20 protein-coding genes and 1 tRNA gene are annotated in these 19,923 nt (G+C 64.7%); 20 read left to right on the top strand and 1 reads right to left on the bottom strand.

From position 1 onward, the window contains the following. Positions 1-169 precede the first annotated feature (169 nt). Complete coding sequence (locus BSY239_RS11345) at positions 170-1,438, bottom strand: nitrate regulatory protein (RefSeq protein ID WP_069046944.1); 1,269 nt, start codon at positions 1,436-1,438, stop codon at positions 170-172. A gap of 67 nt (positions 1,439-1,505) precedes the next feature. On the opposite strand from BSY239_RS11345, the gene tsaD reads away from it, so the two are divergent. From tsaD to nuoK, 20 genes are all read left to right on the top strand, one after another. Further along, positions 1,506-2,594 carry a tRNA (adenosine(37)-N6)-threonylcarbamoyltransferase complex transferase subunit TsaD gene (gene tsaD / locus BSY239_RS11340; protein WP_069046943.1) on the top strand — a complete coding sequence of 363 codons (1,089 nt, stop codon included), beginning with the start codon at positions 1,506-1,508 and terminating at the stop codon, positions 2,592-2,594. A 25-nt stretch (positions 2,595-2,619) separates the two neighbouring features. Then, on the top strand, positions 2,620-3,915 hold the full coding sequence (locus BSY239_RS11335; RefSeq protein ID WP_069046942.1) for a branched-chain amino acid ABC transporter substrate-binding protein: 1,296 nt from the start codon (positions 2,620-2,622) through the stop codon (positions 3,913-3,915). After that, positions 3,915-5,138: a pyridoxal phosphate-dependent aminotransferase gene (locus BSY239_RS11330; protein WP_257784863.1), complete on the top strand. Its 1,224-nt coding sequence runs from the start codon at positions 3,915-3,917 to the stop codon at positions 5,136-5,138. Before BSY239_RS11335 ends, BSY239_RS11330 begins: the two co-directional genes overlap by 1 nt. 133 nt (positions 5,139-5,271) lie before the next feature. Next, positions 5,272-5,538 carry a 30S ribosomal protein S15 gene (gene rpsO, locus BSY239_RS11325; protein WP_056273781.1) on the top strand — a complete coding sequence of 89 codons (267 nt, stop codon included), beginning with the start codon at positions 5,272-5,274 and terminating at the stop codon, positions 5,536-5,538. Between the two features lie 262 nt (positions 5,539-5,800). Beyond that, the gene (pnp, locus tag BSY239_RS11320; RefSeq protein WP_069046941.1) at positions 5,801-7,927 is read left to right on the top strand and encodes a polyribonucleotide nucleotidyltransferase; all 2,127 of its coding nucleotides are present in this window, start codon (positions 5,801-5,803) and stop codon (positions 7,925-7,927) included. An 11-nt stretch (positions 7,928-7,938) separates the two neighbouring features. Further along, positions 7,939-8,928: an NAD(P)H-quinone oxidoreductase gene (locus BSY239_RS11315; protein ID WP_069048938.1), complete on the top strand. Its 990-nt coding sequence runs from the start codon at positions 7,939-7,941 to the stop codon at positions 8,926-8,928. A gap of 13 nt (positions 8,929-8,941) precedes the next feature. Then, positions 8,942-9,688: a triose-phosphate isomerase gene (gene tpiA / locus BSY239_RS11310; RefSeq protein WP_069046940.1), complete on the top strand. Its 747-nt coding sequence runs from the start codon at positions 8,942-8,944 to the stop codon at positions 9,686-9,688. 52 nt (positions 9,689-9,740) lie between these two features. Next, positions 9,741-10,148 carry a preprotein translocase subunit SecG gene (gene secG, locus BSY239_RS11305; RefSeq protein ID WP_069046939.1) on the top strand — a complete coding sequence of 136 codons (408 nt, stop codon included), beginning with the start codon at positions 9,741-9,743 and terminating at the stop codon, positions 10,146-10,148. A 155-nt stretch (positions 10,149-10,303) separates the two neighbouring features. Next, positions 10,304-10,388, top strand: a tRNA-Leu gene (locus BSY239_RS11300). 47 nt (positions 10,389-10,435) lie between these two features. Next, entirely contained in the window at positions 10,436-10,795 is a 360-nt protein-coding gene (locus BSY239_RS11295; protein WP_069048937.1) for an NADH-quinone oxidoreductase subunit A, read from the top strand. Positions 10,796-10,831: 36 nt separating this feature from the next. Continuing rightward, positions 10,832-11,311: a NuoB/complex I 20 kDa subunit family protein gene (locus tag BSY239_RS11290; RefSeq protein WP_056273769.1), complete on the top strand. Its 480-nt coding sequence runs from the start codon at positions 10,832-10,834 to the stop codon at positions 11,309-11,311. Positions 11,312-11,353: 42 nt separating this feature from the next. Beyond that, a complete protein-coding gene (locus BSY239_RS11285; RefSeq protein ID WP_069046938.1) occupies positions 11,354-11,977 on the top strand; it encodes an NADH-quinone oxidoreductase subunit C in 624 nt (207 codons plus the stop codon). Between the two features lies 1 nt (position 11,978). Further along, positions 11,979-13,232, top strand: coding sequence for an NADH-quinone oxidoreductase subunit D (locus BSY239_RS11280; RefSeq protein WP_069046937.1), 1,254 nt, complete (start codon positions 11,979-11,981; stop codon positions 13,230-13,232). Further along, complete coding sequence (locus tag BSY239_RS11275) at positions 13,229-13,750, top strand: NADH-quinone oxidoreductase subunit NuoE family protein (protein ID WP_069046936.1); 522 nt, start codon at positions 13,229-13,231, stop codon at positions 13,748-13,750. The genes BSY239_RS11280 and BSY239_RS11275 overlap by 4 nt, the downstream gene beginning before the upstream one ends. Continuing rightward, positions 13,747-15,120, top strand: coding sequence for an NADH-quinone oxidoreductase subunit NuoF (gene nuoF, locus BSY239_RS11270; protein ID WP_069046935.1), 1,374 nt, complete (start codon positions 13,747-13,749; stop codon positions 15,118-15,120). The genes BSY239_RS11275 and nuoF overlap by 4 nt, the downstream gene beginning before the upstream one ends. A gap of 13 nt (positions 15,121-15,133) precedes the next feature. Beyond that, the gene (gene nuoG / locus BSY239_RS11265; RefSeq protein ID WP_069046934.1) at positions 15,134-17,266 is read left to right on the top strand and encodes an NADH-quinone oxidoreductase subunit NuoG; all 2,133 of its coding nucleotides are present in this window, start codon (positions 15,134-15,136) and stop codon (positions 17,264-17,266) included. Beyond that, positions 17,263-18,345 carry an NADH-quinone oxidoreductase subunit NuoH gene (gene nuoH, locus BSY239_RS11260; protein ID WP_069046933.1) on the top strand — a complete coding sequence of 361 codons (1,083 nt, stop codon included), beginning with the start codon at positions 17,263-17,265 and terminating at the stop codon, positions 18,343-18,345. Before nuoG ends, nuoH begins: the two co-directional genes overlap by 4 nt. Before the next feature lie 14 nt (positions 18,346-18,359). Further along, positions 18,360-18,896, top strand: a complete 537-nt coding sequence (gene nuoI / locus BSY239_RS11255) for an NADH-quinone oxidoreductase subunit NuoI (RefSeq protein ID WP_069046932.1) — start codon at positions 18,360-18,362, stop codon at positions 18,894-18,896. A gap of 50 nt (positions 18,897-18,946) precedes the next feature. Next, positions 18,947-19,606 (top strand): NADH-quinone oxidoreductase subunit J, encoded by a 660-nt coding sequence (locus tag BSY239_RS11250; RefSeq protein WP_069046931.1) that lies wholly within the window; start codon positions 18,947-18,949, stop codon positions 19,604-19,606. Continuing rightward, on the top strand, positions 19,603-19,911 hold the full coding sequence (gene nuoK / locus BSY239_RS11245; RefSeq protein ID WP_069046930.1) for an NADH-quinone oxidoreductase subunit NuoK: 309 nt from the start codon (positions 19,603-19,605) through the stop codon (positions 19,909-19,911). Before BSY239_RS11250 ends, nuoK begins: the two co-directional genes overlap by 4 nt. Positions 19,912-19,923 lie beyond the last annotated feature (12 nt).

The raw sequence follows: 19,923 nt of genomic DNA, 5'->3' as shown, positions 1-19,923 counted from the left end.
CGCAGTGCGGCGGGTGTTTGCGAAAGTGCTCTGATTTTTAAGGAAAATTCCTGTTGCGTTGAGTTCTGAACCGTGAGGTCAGCTTGTCGCCTTGTTCGTTTTCAGGGCATCAAGCTGGTGCGCAGCGGTCCCTGGCACCGGTATTGGTGCACCGCAGCAGAATGCGGCCTCAGCGCGGGCGTTCGGGCAGCACGTCGGCCATGGCCAGCACCGCCTCGGCCACTTCGATCAGCCGGCGGTTCTGGTTCATGGCCATCTGGCGCATGGTCTTGTGGGCTTCTTCTTCGCTCAGGTGGCGGTGGGCCATCAGCAGGCCTTTGGCGCGCTCGATCAGCTTGCGCTCGTTGAGGCTGGCGCGCACGGTGTCCAGCTCATCGCTCATGGTCTGCAGGCGCCGTGCCTGCGCCTGCACCAGCTCCAGGATGGAGCGTTCCAGGTGCAGGCCGTAGCCCTGGGCGCCCGTGGCGAAAGCCGCGGTGCTCCGGGTCTCGGGCGCGCGAAAGAACGACAACACGTCCGTCTCCGTGGCTGGGGCGGTGTGCAGGGCGTGAAAACTGTTCAACTCCAACTTGGCCGCTTCGATCTTCAGCTCGCAGGTCTGCAGCAAGTCGAGTGCGAGGCGATCCTCCACCGCCTTCATGCGGTCGATGCGCCGGCTGCAGCAGTCGAACCAGGCCTGGCTCACCTGGGCATTGAGGGGCGAGCCGTGGGGCGCCGTGCACAGCACGCGACGCAACCGCTCGAGCTCGGCCAGCATGGCACTGGCCTGGGTGGTGTTCCACAGTTCAACCGCATGGGGGTTCGAGAACTCGGCAAACACCTCCAGACAGCGTTCCTGCGATTCGATCAGGTGCAGCAGGCGCTGCTGCTCTTCGGCCGCGGCACGTCCACCGGCAAACAGGGCAGAGCCGGCCGCCCGCTCCTGGCCGGCGAATTCCTTGCCCTGCATGAAGTTGAACAAGGCCACCAGCAGGCGCGAAATCTCGGGATCGCTGGCGCTGTCCGCGGCTTCGAACACCACCGCCAGCAGGCCGGAGATCAACCGCACATAGGCTTCGGTGGCCTGCTGGGGCGTCCACTCCAGCGCCTGCACGCGCGCGCGCAGCCCGTCCAGCGCATCCAGCCCATGGAGCACGTAGGCGATGCGGCTGAACAGGCGCGCGCCGTTGTCCAGCCGGGCCGATTCCGTGTCCAGCTCGTCAAAGCAGGTGCGCAGCTCGGCTTCGATCTGCCGGGACTCGGCGATCTGGTGGCGGCGCACCTCGCCGAACTGCACCCCCTGTGAGCCGAGAAAGAGATTGGACAGGCCCCGCTCGCGCTGCAGGCTGTGCACCAGGCGCCCGGTCACGTTCACCAGCGCGCTGGTGAGCGCGAGCTGCTGAAGTTCGGCGATTTCGCAGCGTTTGGCCGCCACCAGAAAGTGCAGGCCCGATTTCATGTTCGAGAGGTGGTTGCAAGCATCCCCCGATGATGAGCAACAAACATGCCGCCCGTACACTCGAACCATGCTGATTTTGGGAATCGAGTCGTCTTGCGACGAAACCGGCGTCGCCCTGGTCGACGCCAGCGGCGGTCACACGCCGCGGCTGCTGGGCGATGCCCTGCACAGCCAGATCGAGATGCACCGTGCCTTTGGTGGCGTGGTGCCCGAGCTCGCCAGCCGCGACCACATCCGCCGCGTGCTGCCGCTCACCGACGCCGTGATGGCGCAGGCTCATCTGCCGCTCTCGGCCGTGGACGCAGTCGCCTACACCCGCGGCCCGGGTCTCGCGGGCGCACTGCTGGTGGGTTCGGGCGTGGCCTGCGCGCTGGGCTTTGCGCTGGGCAAGCCGGTGATCGGTGTACACCACCTCGAAGGCCATCTGCTCTCGCCCTTTTTGAGCGCCGACCCGCCCGAGTTTCCGTTTGTGGCCTTGCTCGTGTCGGGTGGGCACAGCCAGTTGATGCGGGTGGACGGGGTGGGTCGCTACACGCTGCTGGGCGAAACCATCGACGACGCGGCCGGCGAGGCCTTCGACAAGTCGGCCAAGCTGCTCGGCCTGGGCTACCCGGGTGGGCCGGCGCTGGCGCGGCTGGCGCTGCAGGGCGATGCCCAGGCCTTCAAGTTCCCGCGTCCGCTGTTGCACAGCGGCGACCTCGACTTTTCCTTTGCCGGCCTCAAAACGGCGGTGTTGACCCAGGTGAAGCGGCTGGCCCACGCCAGCCTGGACGGCCCGGCCACGCTGCACCTGGCCGATCCGCTCACACCGCAGCAAAAGGCCGACGTGGCCGCCAGCGTGCAGGCGGCGATCGTCGAGGTGCTGGTGAAAAAGTCCCTGATGGCGATTCGCCAGACCGGCCTGCGCCGCCTGGTGGTGGCGGGCGGCGTGGGGGCCAACACGCTGCTGCGCGAACAGCTGGGCGCCGCCTGCACCAAGGTGGGTGTGCGCGTGCACTACCCCGAACTGCACCTGTGTACCGACAACGGCGCCATGATCGCACTGGCCGGGGGCATGCGGGTGCAGGCCGGGCTGGCTTCACTCGGCGTGAACGATGGCTACAGCTTCGATGTGAAGCCGCGTTGGCCACTGGCCGATCTGGCCACGGCCGCTTGACGGCTTTTCCGCAAACATTGTTCTCATGAAAAACACGCTTGATTCGTTGATGTCCGTGCGCCGACGCGTGCTTGTTGCCGCCTTGGGCGCGGTCCTCGCTGCTCCGGCGGTGCTGGCCCAGGCGCCAGCGCCCATCCGCATCGCCATGATCGAAGGCCTGTCCGGCCCGCTCGCCAACACGGGTGAGGCCGTGTATCGCAACCTGGTCTGGGCCACCGAGCGGGTGAACGCGCGCGGCGGCGTGAAACTGCCCGGCGGCAACCGCCCGCTGCTGATCGAACGCTTCGACAGCAAGGGCCAGACCGAAGAGGCGCTCTCGGCGCTGCGTTCGGCGGTCGACCGCGACATCACCATCGTCGCGCAGGGCAACTCTTCGGCTGCGGCGAGCGCTCTGATCGAGGCGATCAACAAGCACAACGAGCGCGAGCCGGCGCGCCAGATGCTGTTCCTCAACTACTCGGCGGTGGACCCGGTGCTCACCAACGAGAAGTGCAGCTTCTGGCATTTCCGGTTTGACGCGCACGCCGACATGCGCATGGGCGCGCTCATGAGCGTGCTGCGGGAAGACAAACAACTCAAAAACATTTACCTGATCGGCCAGGACTACAGCTTCGGCCAGGCGGTGCTGCGCGAAGGGCGCAACCAGCTGGCCGCGCTGCGTCCGGACGTGAAGATCGTCGGCGAAGAACTGCACCCCATGGCGCGTGTGAAGGACTTTCTGCCCTACGCCACGAAGATCAAGGCCAGTGGCGCACAGGCTGTGCTGACCGGCAACTGGGGCAACGACCTCACGCTCCTGGTCAAGGCCGCGCGCGAGGTCGGGTTTGACGGCACGTTCTACACCTTCTACGGCAACGCACTGGGCGCACCCGCGGCCATGGGCGAGGCCGGCATCGGCAAGGTGATCGCCGTGGCCGACTGGTTTCCCAACGTGCCCACGCGGGAGTCCGAAGCTTTCTACCAATCGTTCCGCCAGCGTTTCCCCAACCCGGCCGATGACTACGTGCACATGCGCATGCAGCTCATGATCGAGTCGCTCGCGCAAGCCATTGAGCGCGCCGGTGCTGCGGGCCTGGTGAACGCCGCCACCATCGCCGCCCAGCTGGAGAAAGCCGACGTCTCCCTGGCTGGCCAGACCGCCCGCATGCGCGCCGCCGACCACCAGTTCCAGCAGCCGCTGGCGGTGGCCGTGATGGACCGCCAGGGCGCGCCCGGCGCGAAGTTCGACGTCGAAGGCTCGGGTTACGGCTTTCGTGTCATCCGCAACCTGGCCCCCCAACAAGCCGAACAGCCTCACCGCTGCAACATGATCCGACCCTGATGTCTCCACACACGCCCTTCATGCGCCCCGTCGTTGAAAACCTCGAAGCCTCCCGCATCCGCGAGGTGGCCAACGAAGGACTGGGCCGCGACAACGTGCTCAAGTTCTGGTTTGGCGAGAGCGACGAGGTCACACCCGACTTCATCCGCGAAGCCGCCATGGCCTCGCTGCAGTCGGGGGAAACCTTCTACGCGCACAACCTGGGCCTGCCCGAGCTGCGCGAAGCGATTGCCAACTACACCGACGGTCTGCACCCGGGGCGCGGCGCAGCCCACTGGATGGACCGGCTGGCCGTCACCTCCGGCGGCGTGAACGGGCTGATGCTGGCCTCGCAGGCGCTGGTGGAGGCGGGCGACGAGGTGGTGGTGGTCACGCCGGCCTGGCCCAACCTCGTGGCGCAGCCGCTGATCATGGGCGCGAACGTGAAGTGCGTGCCGCTGCGCGTGCTCGGCGCCGGCCCGCGGGCCGGCGCCTGGGCGCTGGACATGGAAGCCTTGCTGTCCGCCATCACGCCAGCCACGCGGATGCTCATCGTCAATGCACCCAACAACCCCACGGGCTGGACCCTGACCCGCGACGAGCAAGCCAGCATCCTGGCGCATTGCCGCCGCACCGGCACCTGGATCCTGGCCGACGAGGTCTACGAGCGGCTGTACTACGCCGGCGACACCGCCAACGGCGCGGCTCCGAGCTTTCTGGACGTGGCCGACCCCGACGACCGTGTCATCGTGGCGCACAGCTTTTCCAAGAGCTTTCTCATGACCGGCTGGCGCCTGGGCTGGCTGGTGCTGCCCGCTGCGCTCACGCCAGCGCTGGGCAAACTGATCGAGTTCAACACCTCGTGCGCGCCGGTGTTCGTGCAGCGTGGGGCCACCGTGGCGCTGCAGCGCGGCTCAGAAGTCACGCCCGCGCTGGTGGCGCACTTGAAGACCTGCCGCGACACCCTGGTGCCGCTGCTGCGCGCCGTGCCTGGTGTGACGCTGGCCGAGCCCTTGGGTGGCATGTACGCCTTTTTCACACTGCAGGGGCATGACGATTGCCTGGACGTGGCCAAACGGCTGGTGCGCGAGGCCGGCATCGGCCTGGCGCCGGGCAGCGCCTTCAGCCCTGAAGCGGCTGGCTGGCTGCGCTGGTGCTTCGCCAGCCGCGACACCCACCGGCTGGAGGAGGGCGTCTCCCGCCTGCGCCGCTGGATCGCCGCCCAGCCCGGTGGCGGCACCTGACGCCTTCTGCCCTATAATCCGCGATTGCCGTTCGAAAGGACAGCATACCCACGCCCGATGCGGCGGCCGGCCCTGGAGCAACTCCTTGTGCCGACTGGCTGCGCCGGGACGCATGTAACCACAAGGAAATTCCATGATTGCCCAATCCATCAAAGCCGAAGTCGTCGCGGCCAACGCACGCGCCGCCAACGACACCGGCAGCCCCGAAGTGCAGGTCGCCATCCTGACCGCACGCATCAACGAACTGACCCCCCACTTCAAGACGCACGCCAAAGACCACCACGGTCGTCGCGGTCTGCTGCGCATGGTGAGCCGCCGCCGCAAGCTGCTGGATTACTTGAAGTCCAAAGACGCCCAGCGTTATGTTGCGCTGATCGCCAAACTGGGTCTGCGCAAGTAATTGAGCCCGGGTTGACACAGAAAACGCCTGAGTTGGTTCGCTGGCTCGGGCGTTTTTTGCTTTTTTGACCCCTTTTTTTTGATTCCGGAGCATTGATCACAGAGCGAAGCTGTGTCATTCCAAGCGGGTTGAGCGCCACCGGCGAAGCACTCAATCCACCTGGAATGGCATCGTGTTCTGGGTTGTGTTTCCGGGTTTTGTGCGGGTTTGCCGCACGCTGTGATTTCCGCCGGGTGGCGGAAAAAATTCCAGGAGATAGACCATGAGCATGTTCAACAAAGTCACCAAGACCTTCCAGTGGGGCCCGCACACGGTCACCATGGAAACCGGCGAAATCGCGCGCCAGGCCACCGGCGCCGTGCTGGTCAACATCGACGACACCGTGGTGCTCGCCACCGTGGTCGCCAAGACCGAAGCCAAGGCCGGCCAGGACTTCTTCCCGCTGACCGTGGACTACACCGAGAAGTCGTACGCCGCCGGCAAGATCCCCGGCAGCTTCTTCAAGCGCGAAGGCCGCCCGAGCGAACTCGAGACGCTGACCTGCCGCCTGATCGACCGCCCGATCCGCCCCCTGTTCCCCGAAGGCTTCTACAACGAAGTCCAGGTGATCGTGCACGTGGTGAGCCTGAACCCTGAAGTGCAGGCCGACATCGCCGCCATGATCGCCACGTCCGCCGCCCTGTCGGTCAGCGGCATCCCGTTCAACGGCCCCATCGGCGCCGCCCGCGTGGGCTACGTCAATGGCCAGTACGTGCTCAACCCCGGTCAGACGCAGCTCAAAGACAGCCAGCTCGACCTCGTGGTCGCCGGCACCGAGTCCGCCGTGTTGATGGTGGAATCCGAAGCCGACCAGCTGTCTGAAGAAATCATGCTGGGCGCTGTGGTGTTCGGCCATGAGCAGGGCAACATCGCGATTGCCGCCATCAACGAGCTGGTGCGTGACGCCGGCAAGCCGGCATGGGACTGGCAGGCACCTGCCAAGGACGAGCCGCTGATCGCCAAGATCGACGGCCTGGCCAAGGCCAAGCTCGAAGCCGCTTACCAGATCCGCAACAAGCAGGCCCGCACCCAGGCCTGCCGCTCGGCCTACGCCGACGTGTTCGCCGCTCTCAAAGCCGAAGGCGTGGCCTTCGACAGCGTGGCCATCGAAGCCCTGCTGTTCGAGATCGAAGCCAAGATCGTGCGTGGCCAGATCCTGGCCGGCGAACCCCGCATCGACGGCCGCGACACGCGCACCGTGCGCGCCATCGAAATCCGCAACGGTGTGCTGCCCCGCACCCACGGCTCGGCCCTGTTCACCCGCGGTGAAACGCAGGCGCTGGTGGTGGCCACGCTGGGCACCGACCGCGACGCACAGCGCATCGACGCGCTGGCCGGCGAGTTCGAAGACCGCTTCATGCTGCACTACAACATGCCTCCCTTCGCCACTGGCGAAGCCGGCCGTTTTGGCACGCCGAAGCGCCGCGAGATCGGCCACGGTCGCCTGGCCAAGCGCGCACTCATCGCCGCGCTGCCGAGCAAGGAAGACTTCCCCTACACCATGCGCGTCGTGTCGGAAATCACCGAGTCCAACGGCTCCTCGTCGATGGCTTCGGTCTGCGGCGGCTGCCTGGCGCTGATGGACGCCGGCGTGCCGATGAAGGCCCACGTGGCCGGTATCGCCATGGGCCTGATCAAGGACGGCAACCGTTTCGCGGTGCTGACCGACATCCTGGGTGACGAAGATCACCTGGGCGACATGGACTTCAAGGTCGCCGGCACCACCAACGGCATCTCGGCGCTGCAGATGGACATCAAGATCCAGGGCATCACCAAGGAAATCATGCAGGTCGCACTGGCACAGGCCAAGGAAGCCCGCATGCACATCCTGGGCAAGATGCAGGAAGCCATGGGCGAAGCCAAGACCGAGGTGTCCAACTTCGCGCCCAAGCTCTTCACCATGAAGATCAATCCCGAGAAGATCCGCGACGTGATCGGCAAGGGCGGCGCCGTCATCCGCGCGCTGACCGAAGAGACCGGCACGCAGATCAACATCGACGAAGACGGCACCATCACCATCGCCTCGACCGACTCGGCCAAGGCCGACGAAGCCAAGCGCCGCATCGAGCAGATCACCGCTGAAGTGGAAGTGGGCAAGGTCTACGAAGGCCCGGTCACCAAGATCCTGGACTTCGGTGCCCTGATCAACCTGCTGCCCGGCAAGGACGGCCTGCTGCACATCAGCCAGATCGCGCACGAGCGCGTCGAGCGCGTCACCGACTATTTGACCGAAGGCCAGATCGTTCGCGTGAAAGTGCTCGAGACCGACGAAAAAGGCCGCGTCAAGCTGTCCATGAAAGCGCTGGCCGATCGCAATGCGGTCGAGCCACAGCAGCAGCCCCAGTCGTGAATCCGGCGGTGATGCAAGCGGTCGAGATCAGCAGCTTTGGTGCACCCGAGGTGCTGCGTATCGGTGAGCGCCCGGTGCCGGTGGCGGCTGCGGGTGAGGTGCTGATCCGTGTCGGCGCGTCGGGCGTGAACCGCCCCGACGTGCTGCAGCGGACCGGAAACTACCCGGTGCCGCCCGGCGCGTCCGACATCCCCGGCCTCGAAGTGGCGGGGGTGATCGCCTCGGGCGACGAGGCGGCCATGGCCGCTGCGGGCCTGAAAGTGGGCGACCGCGTGTGCGCGCTGGTGGCCGGTGGTGGTTATGCCCAGTGGTGCGTGGCGCCTGTGGGCCAGTGCCTGCCGGTGCCCGACGGCATGGACGACATCGCTGCGGCATCCTTGCCCGAGACCTTCTTCACCGTGTGGAGCAACGTGTTCGACCGCGCACGCCTGCAAGCGGGCGAAACCTTGTTGATCCAGGGTGGCACCAGCGGCATCGGCGTGACTGCGATCCAGATGGCCAAGGCCCTGGGCGCACGCGTGATCGCGACCGCGGGCAGCGACGACAAGTGCGCGGCCTGTCTGGCGCTCGGCGCGGACCATGCCATCAACTACAAGACGCAGGACTTCGTGGCTGCCGTGGCCGACCTCACGGGTGGGCAGGGCGTCAACGTTGTGCTCGACATGGTGGCCGGTGCCTACGTGGCGCGAGAGATCGACTGTCTGGCCGAAGACGGCCGGCTGGTCATCATCGCGGTGCAGGGTGGTGTGAAGGCCGAGTTCAACGCCGGCATGGTGCTGCGCAAGCGCCTCACCATCACCGGTTCGACCCTGCGTCCGCGCCCGATCGCATTCAAGGCTGCCATTGCTCAAGCACTGCGCGAACGCGTCTGGCCACTGCTGGCGCAGGGCAAGATCAAGCCCGTGATCCACCAGGTGTTCCCCGCCAGCGAAGCCGCGGCTGCGCACACGCTCATGGAATCCAACCGCCACATCGGCAAGCTCGTCCTGACTTGGGCATGACGGCCTCTTTGACATGAAACCACTGATCGCAGGCAACTGGAAAATGAACGGCTCGCTGGCTGCCAACGAGGCGTTGGTGAAGGCCATGCTCGACGGCCTCGGCGGTCAAGCGCCGGGTGCCGACATGGCCTTGTGCGTGCCCGCACCTTACCTCGGCCAGCTGCAGTCGCTGCTGACCGGCAGCGCGATCAGCTGGGGTGCGCAGGACGTGTCGAGCCACGAGCAGGGTGCATACACCGGTGAAGTGTCGGCCACCATGCTCAAGGACTTTGCCTGCCGCTATGCCATCGTGGGCCATTCCGAGCGGCGCCAGTACCACAGCGAGACCGACCTGCAGGTGGCCGACAAAGCCAAGGTGGCATTGGCCCATGGCATCACGCCCATCGTCTGTGTGGGTGAAACCCTGGCCGAGCGCGAGGCGGGGCAGACCGAGGCGGTGGTCAAGCGCCAACTGGCAGCGGTCATCCACGCGGTGGCGCATTGCACCAGCGAGATCGTGGTGGCCTATGAGCCCGTGTGGGCCATCGGCACCGGCAAGACCGCGTCGCCCGAACAGGCGCAGCAAGTGCATGCGGTGTTGCGCGCCCAGTTGGCCGCCGCCACGCAGCACCCTGAACGTGTGCACATCCTCTATGGCGGCAGCATGAACGCGGCGAATGCCGCGAGCCTGCTGGCCCAGCCCGATATCGACGGCGGCCTCATCGGAGGTGCGTCGCTCAAGGCGGCCGACTTCCTTCATATCGTCGCCTCGGCCCATTGACCTTTTTCGTGCCTTTCAAAGCACATCGACAACCGAGATTCCGGAGTAAAAAATGAACGTTGTGTTGACCATCCTGCTGGCCGTGCAGATCCTTTCGGCCCTGACCATGATCGGCCTGATCCTCATGCAGCACGGAAAGGGTGCCGATGCGGGCGCTGCTTTCGGCGGCGGTGGCGCAGGCTCGGCGAGCTTGTTTGGCGCCTCGGGTGGCGCGAACTTCATGTCACGATCCACCGCGGTGCTTGCGGCGGTCTTCCTGACCTGCACCTTGGGTCTGGCCTATTTCGGCAACCTGCGCGCAGTGGCGCCCAGCACGGGCAGCGTGCTTGAAGGCGTGGTGACACCCGCACAACCAGCTGATGCATCGCAGCAGATTCCCGGTGCGCTTCCAGCAACCGGCACGGCACCTGCCGCGGTCACGCCAGCGCCGACCGGACCGGCGCAAATCCCGGCCAAATGACCGGAAAGGCATGGACGTACAACGTCCATGTCTGAGCATCTTCCATTGGTGTTGAAAAAGCCCCGCTGCCTCTCAAAAGAGGGGTGGTTTCAGGGTAAACTCCAATGCTTGTCAGCAAGGCTCACACAGACCTCGTGAGCCAGCAACGCAGACCAGCCGACGTGGTGAAATTGGTAGACACGCTATCTTGAGGGGGTAGTGGCGAAAGCTGTGCGAGTTCGAGTCTCGCCGTCGGCACCAATCTTTGGACAACACGGCCCCATGCCGTGTCAGTGGAACAGACCAAGATGAGTCTCGAACAATACCTGCCTGTGCTCCTGTTCATCTTGGTGGGTATTGCCATCGGGATCATCCCGCAGGTGCTGGGCTACATCCTTGGCCCCAATCTTCCGGACGCAGAAAAGAACTCCCCGTACGAATGCGGCTTCGAGGCTTTTGAAGACGCCCGCATGAAGTTCGATGTGCGCTACTACCTGGTGGCCATCCTGTTCATCCTGTTCGACCTCGAAATCGCTTTTCTCATCCCCTGGGCCGTCGCCTTTTCCGACATCGGCATGACCGGCTTCCTCGCGGGTGTCGTGTTCCTCGCCATCCTCACCGTGGGTTTTGCCTACGAGTGGAAGAAGGGCGCGCTGGACTGGGAATGAGCGACTTGCACACACACGAATGCACCGGAGCGGCTCATGATTGAAGGCGTATTCAAGGAAGGTTTTGTCACCACCAGCTACGACTCGGTGGTGAACTGGGCCAAGACCGGCTCGCTGTGGCCCATGACATTTGGTCTGGCCTGCTGCGCGGTCGAGATGATGCACGCGGCCGCCGCGCGCTACGACATCGGCCGCTTCGGCTCCGAGGTGTTCCGCGCCAGCCCGCGCCAGTCCGATCTGATGATCGTGGCCGGCACGCTGTGCAACAAGATGGCGCCCGCCCTGCGCAAGGTGTACGACCAGATGGCCGAGCCGCGTTGGGTGCTGTCCATGGGTTCGTGCGCCAACGGCGGTGGTTACTACCACTACAGCTACTCGGTGGTGCGCGGCTGCGACCGCATTGTGCCGGTGGATGTGTATGTGCCTGGTTGCCCGCCCACGGCCGAAGCCCTTCTGTACGGAATCATCCAGCTGCAGCAGAAGATCCGCCGCACCCAGACCATTGCCCGCGCCTGAGCGCCGGCTTCGAAGGCGAAACGAGTCCCCAGAGGCGCACCCATGACCGACACCCCGACGACCTCCTACGCAGTTGCACCGGAAGCCCTGAAGCACGCCCTGGCCGAGTTGCTGGGTGACCGTGTGGTGTCGCTCGTGGTGGTTCGTGACGAGCTCACGCTGACTGTTGCAGCGGCGCATTATTTCGATGTGATGAAGACCCTGCGCGATGCGCCGCAGGCGGCGTTCGAACAGCTCATCGACCTGTGCGGCATGGACTACCAGACCTATGGCGATGGCCGATGGGAAGGCCAGCGCTTTGCTGCAGTGGTGCATCTGCTGTCGGTCGCCCACAACCACCGTGTTCGTGTGCGGGTGTTCTGCCCTGAGGACGACTTTCCCGTGCTGACCTCGGTCACGCCACTGTGGGCGGCGGCCAACTGGTACGAGCGTGAAGCATTTGACCTGTACGGCATTGTGTTCGAAGGCCACGACGATCTGCGCCGCATCCTCACCGACTACGGCTTCATCGGTCACCCCTTCCGCAAGGACTTCCCGCTGTCGGGTCACGTCGAGATGCGCTACGACGCCGAGCGTCAACGCGTGATCTACGAGCCGGTGAGCATCGAGCCCCGCGAAATCACGCCGCGCATCATCCGCGAAGACAACTACGGCGGGCTGCACTGATATGGCTGAAATCAAGAACTACACCCTCAACTTCGGTCCGCAGCACCCTGCCGCGCACGGCGTGTTGCGCCTGGTGCTTGAGCTGGATGGTGAGGTCGTGCAACGCGCCGATCCGCACATCGGGCTGCTGCACCGCGCCACCGAAAAGCTCGCCGAGCACAAGACCTACATCCAGTCGCTGCCCTACATGGACCGGCTGGATTACGTGTCGATGATGTGCAACGAGCACGCCTACTGCCTGGCGATCGAGAAGCTGCTCGGCATCGACGTGCCGATCCGGGCGCAGTACATCCGGGTGATGTTCAGCGAAATCACGCGCCTGCTGAACCACCTGATGTGGCTGGGCTCGCACGGCAACGACTGCGGCAGCTCCACCATCCTGATCTACGCTTTTCGCGAGCGCGAAGACCTGTTCGACATGTACGAGGCGGTGTCGGGTGCACGCATGCACGCGGCCTACTTCCGTCCGGGCGGTGTGTACCGCGACCTGCCCGAGACCATGCCGCAGTACAAGCACAGCAAGGTCCGCAATGCGCGCGCGATGGAGCAGATGAACACGAACCGCCAGGGTTCGCTGCTCGACTTCATCGACGACTTCACCAGGCGCTTCCCCACCTACCTCGCCGAGTACCACACGCTGCTGACCGACAACCGCATCTGGAAACAGCGCACGGTGGGCATTGGCGTGGTCACGCCCGAGCGTGCGCTCAACCTGGGCATGACGGGTCCCATGCTGCGCGGCTCAGGCATCGCCTGGGACCTGCGCAAGAAGCAGCCGTACGACGTGTACGGCCAGATGGACTTCGACATTCCAGTGGGCAAGACCGGTGACTGCTACGACCGTTACCTCGTCCGCATGGAAGAGATGAAGCAGTCCAACCGCATCATCGAACAGTGCTCCAAGTGGTTGCGCGCCAACCCCGGCCCGGTGATCACCGACAACCACAAGGTGGCAGCCCCTGCCCGTGAGGCCATGAAGGCCAACATGGAAGAGCTGATCCACCATTTCAAGCTGTTCACCGAAGGCTTCCACGTGCCCGAAGGCGAAGCCTATGCGGCGGTGGAACACCCCAAGGGCGAGTTCGGCATCTACCTGGTGAGCGACGGTGCCAACAAGCCGTATCGCCTGAAGATCCGTGCGCCCGGTTTTGCGCACCTGGCCACGATGGACGAGATGGCCCGCGGGCACATGCTGGCCGACGCCGTGGCCATCATCGGCACCATGGACATTGTTTTCGGGGAGATCGACCGATGAGCACCGGCCACGCAGTCGCCGCTGTGGAATTCAACAGCGCCACCCAGCAGCGCTTTGCGCGCGAAGTCGCCAAGTACCCGGCCGACCAGGCGCAGTCGGCCGTGATGGCCTGCCTGTCCATCATCCAGCAGGAGATGGGCTTTGTGAGCACGGGCGCGGAAGCGGCGCTGGCTGCCTACCTGGGCATGGAGCCGATCGCCGTGCACGAGGTGACGACCTTCTACAACATGTACAACCAGCAGCCAACAGGCAAGTTCAAGCTGAACGTGTGCACCAACCTGCCGTGCCAGTTGCGCGACGGCCAGAGCGCGCTGCACCACCTGGAGCACAAGCTGGGCATCACCATGGGCGGCACCACCGCCGACGGCTTGTTCACCCTGCAGCAAAGCGAGTGCCTGGGCGCCTGCGCCGATTCGCCGGTGATGTTGGTCAACGACCGCCACATGTGCAGCTTCATGAGCAACGACAAGCTGGACCAGCTGATCGATGGCCTGCGTGCATCAGAAGGGCAGTCATGAACGCCGAACAGATTCTTTCGCAGTTCCGCGCCAACGGCGTGCAGACCTGCTTCCATGGCCGGCACATCGAGCCGCAGATCTATGCCGGTCTTGACGGCGGCAACTGGTCGTTGAAAGACTATGTGGCCCGCGGCGGCTATCAGGCCCTGCGCAAGGTGCTGGGCAAGGACGGCGCCGAGCCGGCCGGTGATCCACCGGTGGTGGGCATGACGCAGGACCAGGTGATCGCCACGCTGAAGGAGTCGGCTCTGCGTGGTCGAGGCGGTGCGGGCTTCCCCACCGGCCTGAAGTGGAGCTTCATGCCGCGCCAGTTCCCCGGTCAGAAGTACCTGGTGTGCAACTCCGACGAGGGCGAACCGGGCACCTGCAAGGACCGCGACATCCTCATGTACAACCCGCACATCGTGATCGAAGGCATGGCCATTGCCGCCTTCGCGATGGGCATCAGCGTGGGCTACAACTACATCCACGGCGAGATCTTCGAAGCCTACGACCGCTTCGAAACGGCGCTGGAAGAAGCCCGTGCCGCCGGACTGCTGGGCGACAACATCCTGGACAGTGGCTTCAGCTTCCAGCTGCACGCGTTTCACGGCTTCGGCGCCTACATCTGCGGCGAAGAAACCGCGCTGCTCGAATCGCTCGAAGGCAAGAAAGGCCAGCCGCGTTTCAAGCCGCCGTTCCCGGCCAGCTTCGGCCTGTACGGCAAGCCCACCACGATCAACAACACCGAGACCTTCGCGGCTGTGCCCTGGATCATCCGCAACGGTGGCGCGGCGTACCTCGCCTGCGGCAAGCCGAACAACGGCGGCACCAAGATCTTCTCGGTGAGCGGTGATGTGGAGATGCCCGGCAACTACGAAGTGCCCATGGGCACGCCGTTCAGCAAGCTGCTGGAGCTCGCCGGTGGTGTGCGCAAGGGCCGCACGCTCAAGGCCGTGATTCCCGGTGGTTCGTCGTCGCCGGTGTTGCCCGCGTCCATCATGATGGACTGCACCATGGACTACGACTCGATTGCGAAGGCCGGCTCCATGCTGGGTTCGGGCGCGGTGATCGTGATGGACGACAGCCGTTGCATGGTCGAGTCGCTCAAGCGCCTCTCCTACTTCTACATGCACGAATCGTGCGGCCAGTGCACGCCGTGCCGCGAAGGCACGGGCTGGCTCTGGCGCATGGTCAGCCGCATCGACGAGGGCGAAGGCCGCCCCGCCGACATGGCACTGCTGGACAACGTGGCCGAAAACATCATGGGCCGCACCATCTGCGCCCTGGGCGATGCAGCGGCCATGCCGGTGCGCGCCATGATCAAACACTTCCGGCATGAGTTCGAGGCCAAGATCGCGGCCGCTCAGTCGCCAGCCAAGGCTGCATAAGAGAAAAACTCCCATGGTTGAAATCGAACTCGACGGCAAGAAGGTGGAAGTGCCCCCGGGCAGCATGGTCATGCATGCGGCCGAAAAGGCAGGCACCTACATCCCGCATTTCTGCTATCACAAGAAGCTGTCCATCGCGGCCAACTGCCGCATGTGCCTGGTCGACGTGGAGAAGGCGCCCAAGCCCATGCCGGCCTGCGCCACGCCCGTCACACAGGGCATGATCGTGCGCACCAAGAGCGACAAGGCGATCAAGGCCCAGCAGTCGGTGATGGAGTTCCTGCTCATCAACCACCCGCTGGATTGCCCCATCTGCGACCAGGGCGGCGAATGCCAGCTGCAGGATCTGGCCGTGGGTTACGGCAGTTCAGGCTCGCGCTACGAAGAGGAAAAGCGCGTCGTGTTCCACAAGGACGTGGGCCCGCTGATCTCCATGCAGGAGATGAGCCGCTGCATCCATTGCACCCGTTGCGTGCGCTTTGGCCAGGAAGTGGCTGGCGTGATGGAGCTGGGCATGATCCACCGCGGTGAACACGCCGAGATCACCACGGTGCTGGGCGACACGGTCGACTCCGAGCTGTCGGGCAACATGATCGACATCTGCCCGGTCGGTGCGCTCACCAGCAAACCGTTCCGTTACAGCGCCCGCACCTGGGAACTCTCGCGCCGCAAGAGCGTGAGCCCGCACGATTCCACCGGCGCCAACCTGATCGTTCAGGTGAAGAACCACAAGGTCATGCGCGTGGTGCCGCTCGAAAACGAAGCCGTCAACGAATGCTGGATCGCCGACCGTGACCGTTTCTCCTATGAAGCCGTCAACAGCGAAGACCGCCTGACCGCGCCCATGCTCAAACAGGGCGGCGAGTGGAAGACGGTCGACTGGCAGACCGCACTCGAATACGTGGCCAACGGGTTGAAGCAGGTCAAGGCCGAACACGGCGCTGCCGCCATCGGCCTGCTGGCCAGCCCGCACGGCACACTGGAAGAACTGGCGTTGGCCGCCGCGCTGGTGCGTGGCATGGGCAGCCAGAACATCGACAGCCGCCTGCGCCACGCTGATTTTTCCAATGCTGCGCCGGCTGGCTCGGCGCGCTGGCTGGGCATGCCCGTCGCGTCACTCTCCAGCCTCCAGCGGGTGCTGGTCGTGGGCTCGAACCTGCGCAAGGACCACCCTCTGTTCGCGCAGCGCATCCGCCAGGCCCAGCGCAAGGGTGCGCAGGTCAACGTGCTCAATGCGGTTGCCCAGGACTGGGCGATGCCTCTGAAGAACGTGGTGCTCGCTGACATCAGCATCTGGGTGTCGGCGCTGGCCGGCATTGCCGCTGCCATCGCAGCCGAGACCGGCGCCAGCGCACCGGTGAACGCCGAAGTGTCCGAAGCGCACCGTGCCGTGGCCAAGTCGCTGCTCGGTGGTGAGCACAAGGCCATCCTGCTCGGCAACGCCGCCGCGCACCATGAAAAAGCGGCCAGCCTGCTGTCGCTGGCGAACTGGATCTCGCAGCAGACCGGCGCCACCGTTGGCTACCTGAGCGAAGCCGCCAACACCGTGGGTGCACAACTCGTGAACGCCGTGCCGGGGCAGGGCGGTTTGAACGCTGGCCAGATGCTGGGCGGCGCGCTCAAGGCACTGCTTCTGCTCAACACCGAACCCGCGCACGACAGCGCGGCCGGAACCCAAGGTTTGGCCGCAGCCGGCATGGTCGTCACGCTGAGCCCGTTCAAGACCAACCTCGACATCAGCGACGTGCTGCTGCCGATCGCCCCGTTCACCGAAACCTCGGGTTCCTTCGTGAATGCCGAAGGTCGCCTGCAGAGCTTCCACGCTGTCGTGCGCCCGCTGGGTGAAACGCGTCCTGCGTGGAAAGTGATCCGCGTGCTGGGCAACCTGCTCGGCCTGGCAGGCTTTGATGCCGACTCGTCGCAGGCCGTGTTGGCGAGTGCGTTGCCCGGTGTGGCGAGTGGCGCTGTTGTGGACGCCGCGCGCTTGAACAACGCCAGCACTGCACCGATCGACACCGCACCCGCCGGTACCGAGCCTTGCGTGGCCAGCATCTACCAGCTCGACAGTCTGGTGCGCCGCGCCCCCGCGCTGCAAATGACGGCCGATGCCCGGGCTGCTTTGATTGCCGATGAGGTGCTCGCATGATCGACGCGATGTACAACGGCGGCCTTGGCCTGATCGCCGCCCCGTGGTGGACCACGGCGGCCTGGCCTGTCATCTGGAACCTGATCAAGATCGTGGCCGTGCTGGCGCCCTTGATGGGCGCGGTGGCCTACCTCACGCTGTGGGAGCGCAAGCTGCTCGGCTGGATCCAGGTGCGCCACGGACCCAACCGCGTCGGCCCATTCGGCCTGCTGCAGCCCATTGCCGATGCGCTCAAGCTGCTGACCAAGGAGTTGATCCGCCCGAGTGCCGCGAGCAATGGTCTTTTCCGTCTGGGCCCCATCATGGCCATCATGCCGGCACTGGCCGCGTGGGTCGCTGTGCCCTTCGGTCCCGAGGCGGTGCTGGCCAACGTGAACGCCGGTCTGCTGGTGATCCTGGCCATCACATCGATCGAGGTGTACGGCGTGATCATCGCCGGCTGGGCTTCGAACTCGAAGTACGCCTTCCTCGGTGCGCTGCGCGCCTCGGCCCAGATGGTCAGCTACGAGATTGCGATCGGCTTCTGTTTCCTGATCGTGGTCATGGTGTCGGGCAGCCTGAACCTGGTCGACATCGTGAACTCGCAGGCGCGCGGCATTGCGGCCTCGCAAGGGCTGAATTTCCTGTCGTGGAACTGGCTGCCTCTGCTGCCCATCTTCTTCGTCTACCTCATCTCGGGCGTGGCCGAAACCAACCGCCACCCGTTCGACGTGGTCGAGGGCGAGGCCGAGATCGTGGCCGGTCACATGGTCGAGTACTCGGGCATGGGCTTCGCCATCTTCTTCCTGGCCGAATACGCCAGCATGTGGCTGATCTCGGTGCTGGCGGTGCTGATGTTCCTGGGTGGGTGGTTGCCACCCATCGACAGTGCCGTGTTCAACTGGATTCCCGGCTGGATCTGGCTCGGCCTGAAAACCTTCCTCGTCGTGTCCATGTTCATCTGGATCCGCGCCACCTTTCCGCGCTTCCGTTACGACCAGATCATGCGTCTGGGCTGGAAGATCTTCATTCCCGTCACGCTCATCTACCTGCTGCTCGTCGGCGGTCTGATGCAGACGTCGTGGAACCTCTGGAAATAAGAGGGCGATTGACCATGTCCACCATCACCGCCAACCCCGTCGCCTCTCCCGCAGTCGTCGCGCCGTTTTCCTTTCGCGACTTCCTCAACAGCTTCCTGCTGGTGGAATTGTTCAAGGGCATGGCCCTGACCGGTCGTTACGCCTTCAAGCGCAAGATCACGGTGCAGTTCCCCGAAGAGAAGACGCCGCTGTCGCCGCGTTTCCGCGGCCTGCACGCCCTGCGCCGTTATGAAAACGGCGAAGAGCGCTGCATCGCCTGCAAGCTGTGCGAGGCGGTGTGCCCGGCCATGGCCATCACCATCGAGTCCGACGTGCGTGACGACGGTTCACGCCGCACCACGCGTTACGACATCGACCTGACCAAGTGCATCTTCTGCGGCTTCTGCGAAGAGAGCTGCCCGGTCGACTCCATCGTCGAGACGCACATCTTCGAGTACCACGGCGAAAAACGCGGTGACCTGTACTTCACGAAAGAGATGTTGCTGGCCGTGGGCGACCGCTACGAGACCGAGATTGCCGCTGCCCGGGCCGCCGACGCCCCTTACCGCTGATCCGTTCTGAAGCCGGACCTGACCGGAACAGACGACACAAGAACAACGCCATGGATTACCAGACCGGCTTTTTTTACCTCTTTGCCGCGGTGCTGCTGTTTGCAGCCTTCCGCGTCATCACCGCGCGCAATCCTGTGCACGCGGTGTTGTTCCTGATGCTGGCTTTTTCGCAGGCGTCTGCGTTGTGGTTGCTGCTGAAGGCGGAGTTCCTCGGCATCACGCTGGTGCTGGTCTACCTGGGCGCGGTGATGGTGCTGTTCCTGTTCGTCGTGATGATGCTCGACATCAACATGGACGGTGTGCGCAAGGGTTTCTGGAAACACTTTCCGCTCGCTGCCATCCTCGGCGGTTTTGTGGCGGCCGAACTCATCGCCGTGCTGTTCGTCGGCTTTCCGAGCCTGGCGGCCAACCCCGATGCGGTGAACACCGGCATCAACGCGGCCAACTACTCCAACACGCGCGAGCTCGGCTTGCTGCTCTACACCGAGTACCTGTACCCCATTGAAGTGGCTGCTGTGATCCTGCTGGTGGCCATGGTCGCGGCCATCGCGCTCACCCTGCGCCAGCGCAAGGACAGCAAGGCCATCAACCCCGGTCTGCAAGTGCATGTTCGCGCCCGGGACCGCCTGGTGGTGCTGCCGATGAACGCCACGCAGAAAGCCGCACCCGCAGTCGTTGCGGTGACCGCCGAGGAGGGCAAACCATCATGAGCGTGACCCTGGGCCATTTCCTCGCCGTCGGCGCCATCCTGTTCGCGCTGTCGGTGGTCGGCATCTTCCTGAACCGCAAGAACCTCATCGTGCTGCTCATGGCCATCGAGCTGATGCTGCTCGCGGTCAACATGAACTTCGTGGCGTTCTCGCATTTCCTGGGTGACATGCACGGCCAGGTGTTCGTGTTCTTCATCCTGACCGTGGCCGCTGCCGAATCGGCGATCGGCCTGGCCATCCTTGTGCTGCTGTTCCGCAACAAGAATTCGATCAGCGTCGAAGAGCTCAACACGCTCAAAGGCTGAGCCCCAGCCCCC

The organism is Hydrogenophaga sp. RAC07, assembly GCF_001713375.1.
In the GTDB taxonomy this organism is placed as follows: domain Bacteria; phylum Pseudomonadota; class Gammaproteobacteria; order Burkholderiales; family Burkholderiaceae_C; genus Hydrogenophaga.
Note: the sequence above shows the minus strand (reverse complement) of the source record. Positions and strands in the feature narration are given on the sequence as shown.

What these genes read in the sequence shown, in the direction of transcription:
- BSY239_RS11345 (WP_069046944.1), bottom strand. Translation starts at nt 1,438, where the DNA reads ATGAAATCGGGCCTGCACTTTCTGGTGGCGGCCAAACGCTGCGAAATC.
- tsaD (WP_069046943.1), top strand. Translation starts at nt 1,506, where the DNA reads ATGCTGATTTTGGGAATCGAGTCGTCTTGCGACGAAACCGGCGTCGCC.
- BSY239_RS11335 (WP_069046942.1), top strand. Translation starts at nt 2,620, where the DNA reads ATGAAAAACACGCTTGATTCGTTGATGTCCGTGCGCCGACGCGTGCTT.
- BSY239_RS11330 (WP_257784863.1), top strand. Translation starts at nt 3,915, where the DNA reads ATGTCTCCACACACGCCCTTCATGCGCCCCGTCGTTGAAAACCTCGAA.
- rpsO (WP_056273781.1), top strand. Translation starts at nt 5,272, where the DNA reads ATGATTGCCCAATCCATCAAAGCCGAAGTCGTCGCGGCCAACGCACGC.
- pnp (WP_069046941.1), top strand. Translation starts at nt 5,801, where the DNA reads ATGAGCATGTTCAACAAAGTCACCAAGACCTTCCAGTGGGGCCCGCAC.
- BSY239_RS11315 (WP_069048938.1), top strand. Translation starts at nt 7,939, where the DNA reads ATGCAAGCGGTCGAGATCAGCAGCTTTGGTGCACCCGAGGTGCTGCGT.
- tpiA (WP_069046940.1), top strand. Translation starts at nt 8,942, where the DNA reads ATGAAACCACTGATCGCAGGCAACTGGAAAATGAACGGCTCGCTGGCT.
- secG (WP_069046939.1), top strand. Translation starts at nt 9,741, where the DNA reads ATGAACGTTGTGTTGACCATCCTGCTGGCCGTGCAGATCCTTTCGGCC.
- BSY239_RS11295 (WP_069048937.1), top strand. Translation starts at nt 10,436, where the DNA reads ATGAGTCTCGAACAATACCTGCCTGTGCTCCTGTTCATCTTGGTGGGT.
- BSY239_RS11290 (WP_056273769.1), top strand. Translation starts at nt 10,832, where the DNA reads ATGATTGAAGGCGTATTCAAGGAAGGTTTTGTCACCACCAGCTACGAC.
- BSY239_RS11285 (WP_069046938.1), top strand. Translation starts at nt 11,354, where the DNA reads ATGACCGACACCCCGACGACCTCCTACGCAGTTGCACCGGAAGCCCTG.
- BSY239_RS11280 (WP_069046937.1), top strand. Translation starts at nt 11,979, where the DNA reads ATGGCTGAAATCAAGAACTACACCCTCAACTTCGGTCCGCAGCACCCT.
- BSY239_RS11275 (WP_069046936.1), top strand. Translation starts at nt 13,229, where the DNA reads ATGAGCACCGGCCACGCAGTCGCCGCTGTGGAATTCAACAGCGCCACC.
- nuoF (WP_069046935.1), top strand. Translation starts at nt 13,747, where the DNA reads ATGAACGCCGAACAGATTCTTTCGCAGTTCCGCGCCAACGGCGTGCAG.
- nuoG (WP_069046934.1), top strand. Translation starts at nt 15,134, where the DNA reads ATGGTTGAAATCGAACTCGACGGCAAGAAGGTGGAAGTGCCCCCGGGC.
- nuoH (WP_069046933.1), top strand. Translation starts at nt 17,263, where the DNA reads ATGATCGACGCGATGTACAACGGCGGCCTTGGCCTGATCGCCGCCCCG.
- nuoI (WP_069046932.1), top strand. Translation starts at nt 18,360, where the DNA reads ATGTCCACCATCACCGCCAACCCCGTCGCCTCTCCCGCAGTCGTCGCG.
- BSY239_RS11250 (WP_069046931.1), top strand. Translation starts at nt 18,947, where the DNA reads ATGGATTACCAGACCGGCTTTTTTTACCTCTTTGCCGCGGTGCTGCTG.
- nuoK (WP_069046930.1), top strand. Translation starts at nt 19,603, where the DNA reads ATGAGCGTGACCCTGGGCCATTTCCTCGCCGTCGGCGCCATCCTGTTC.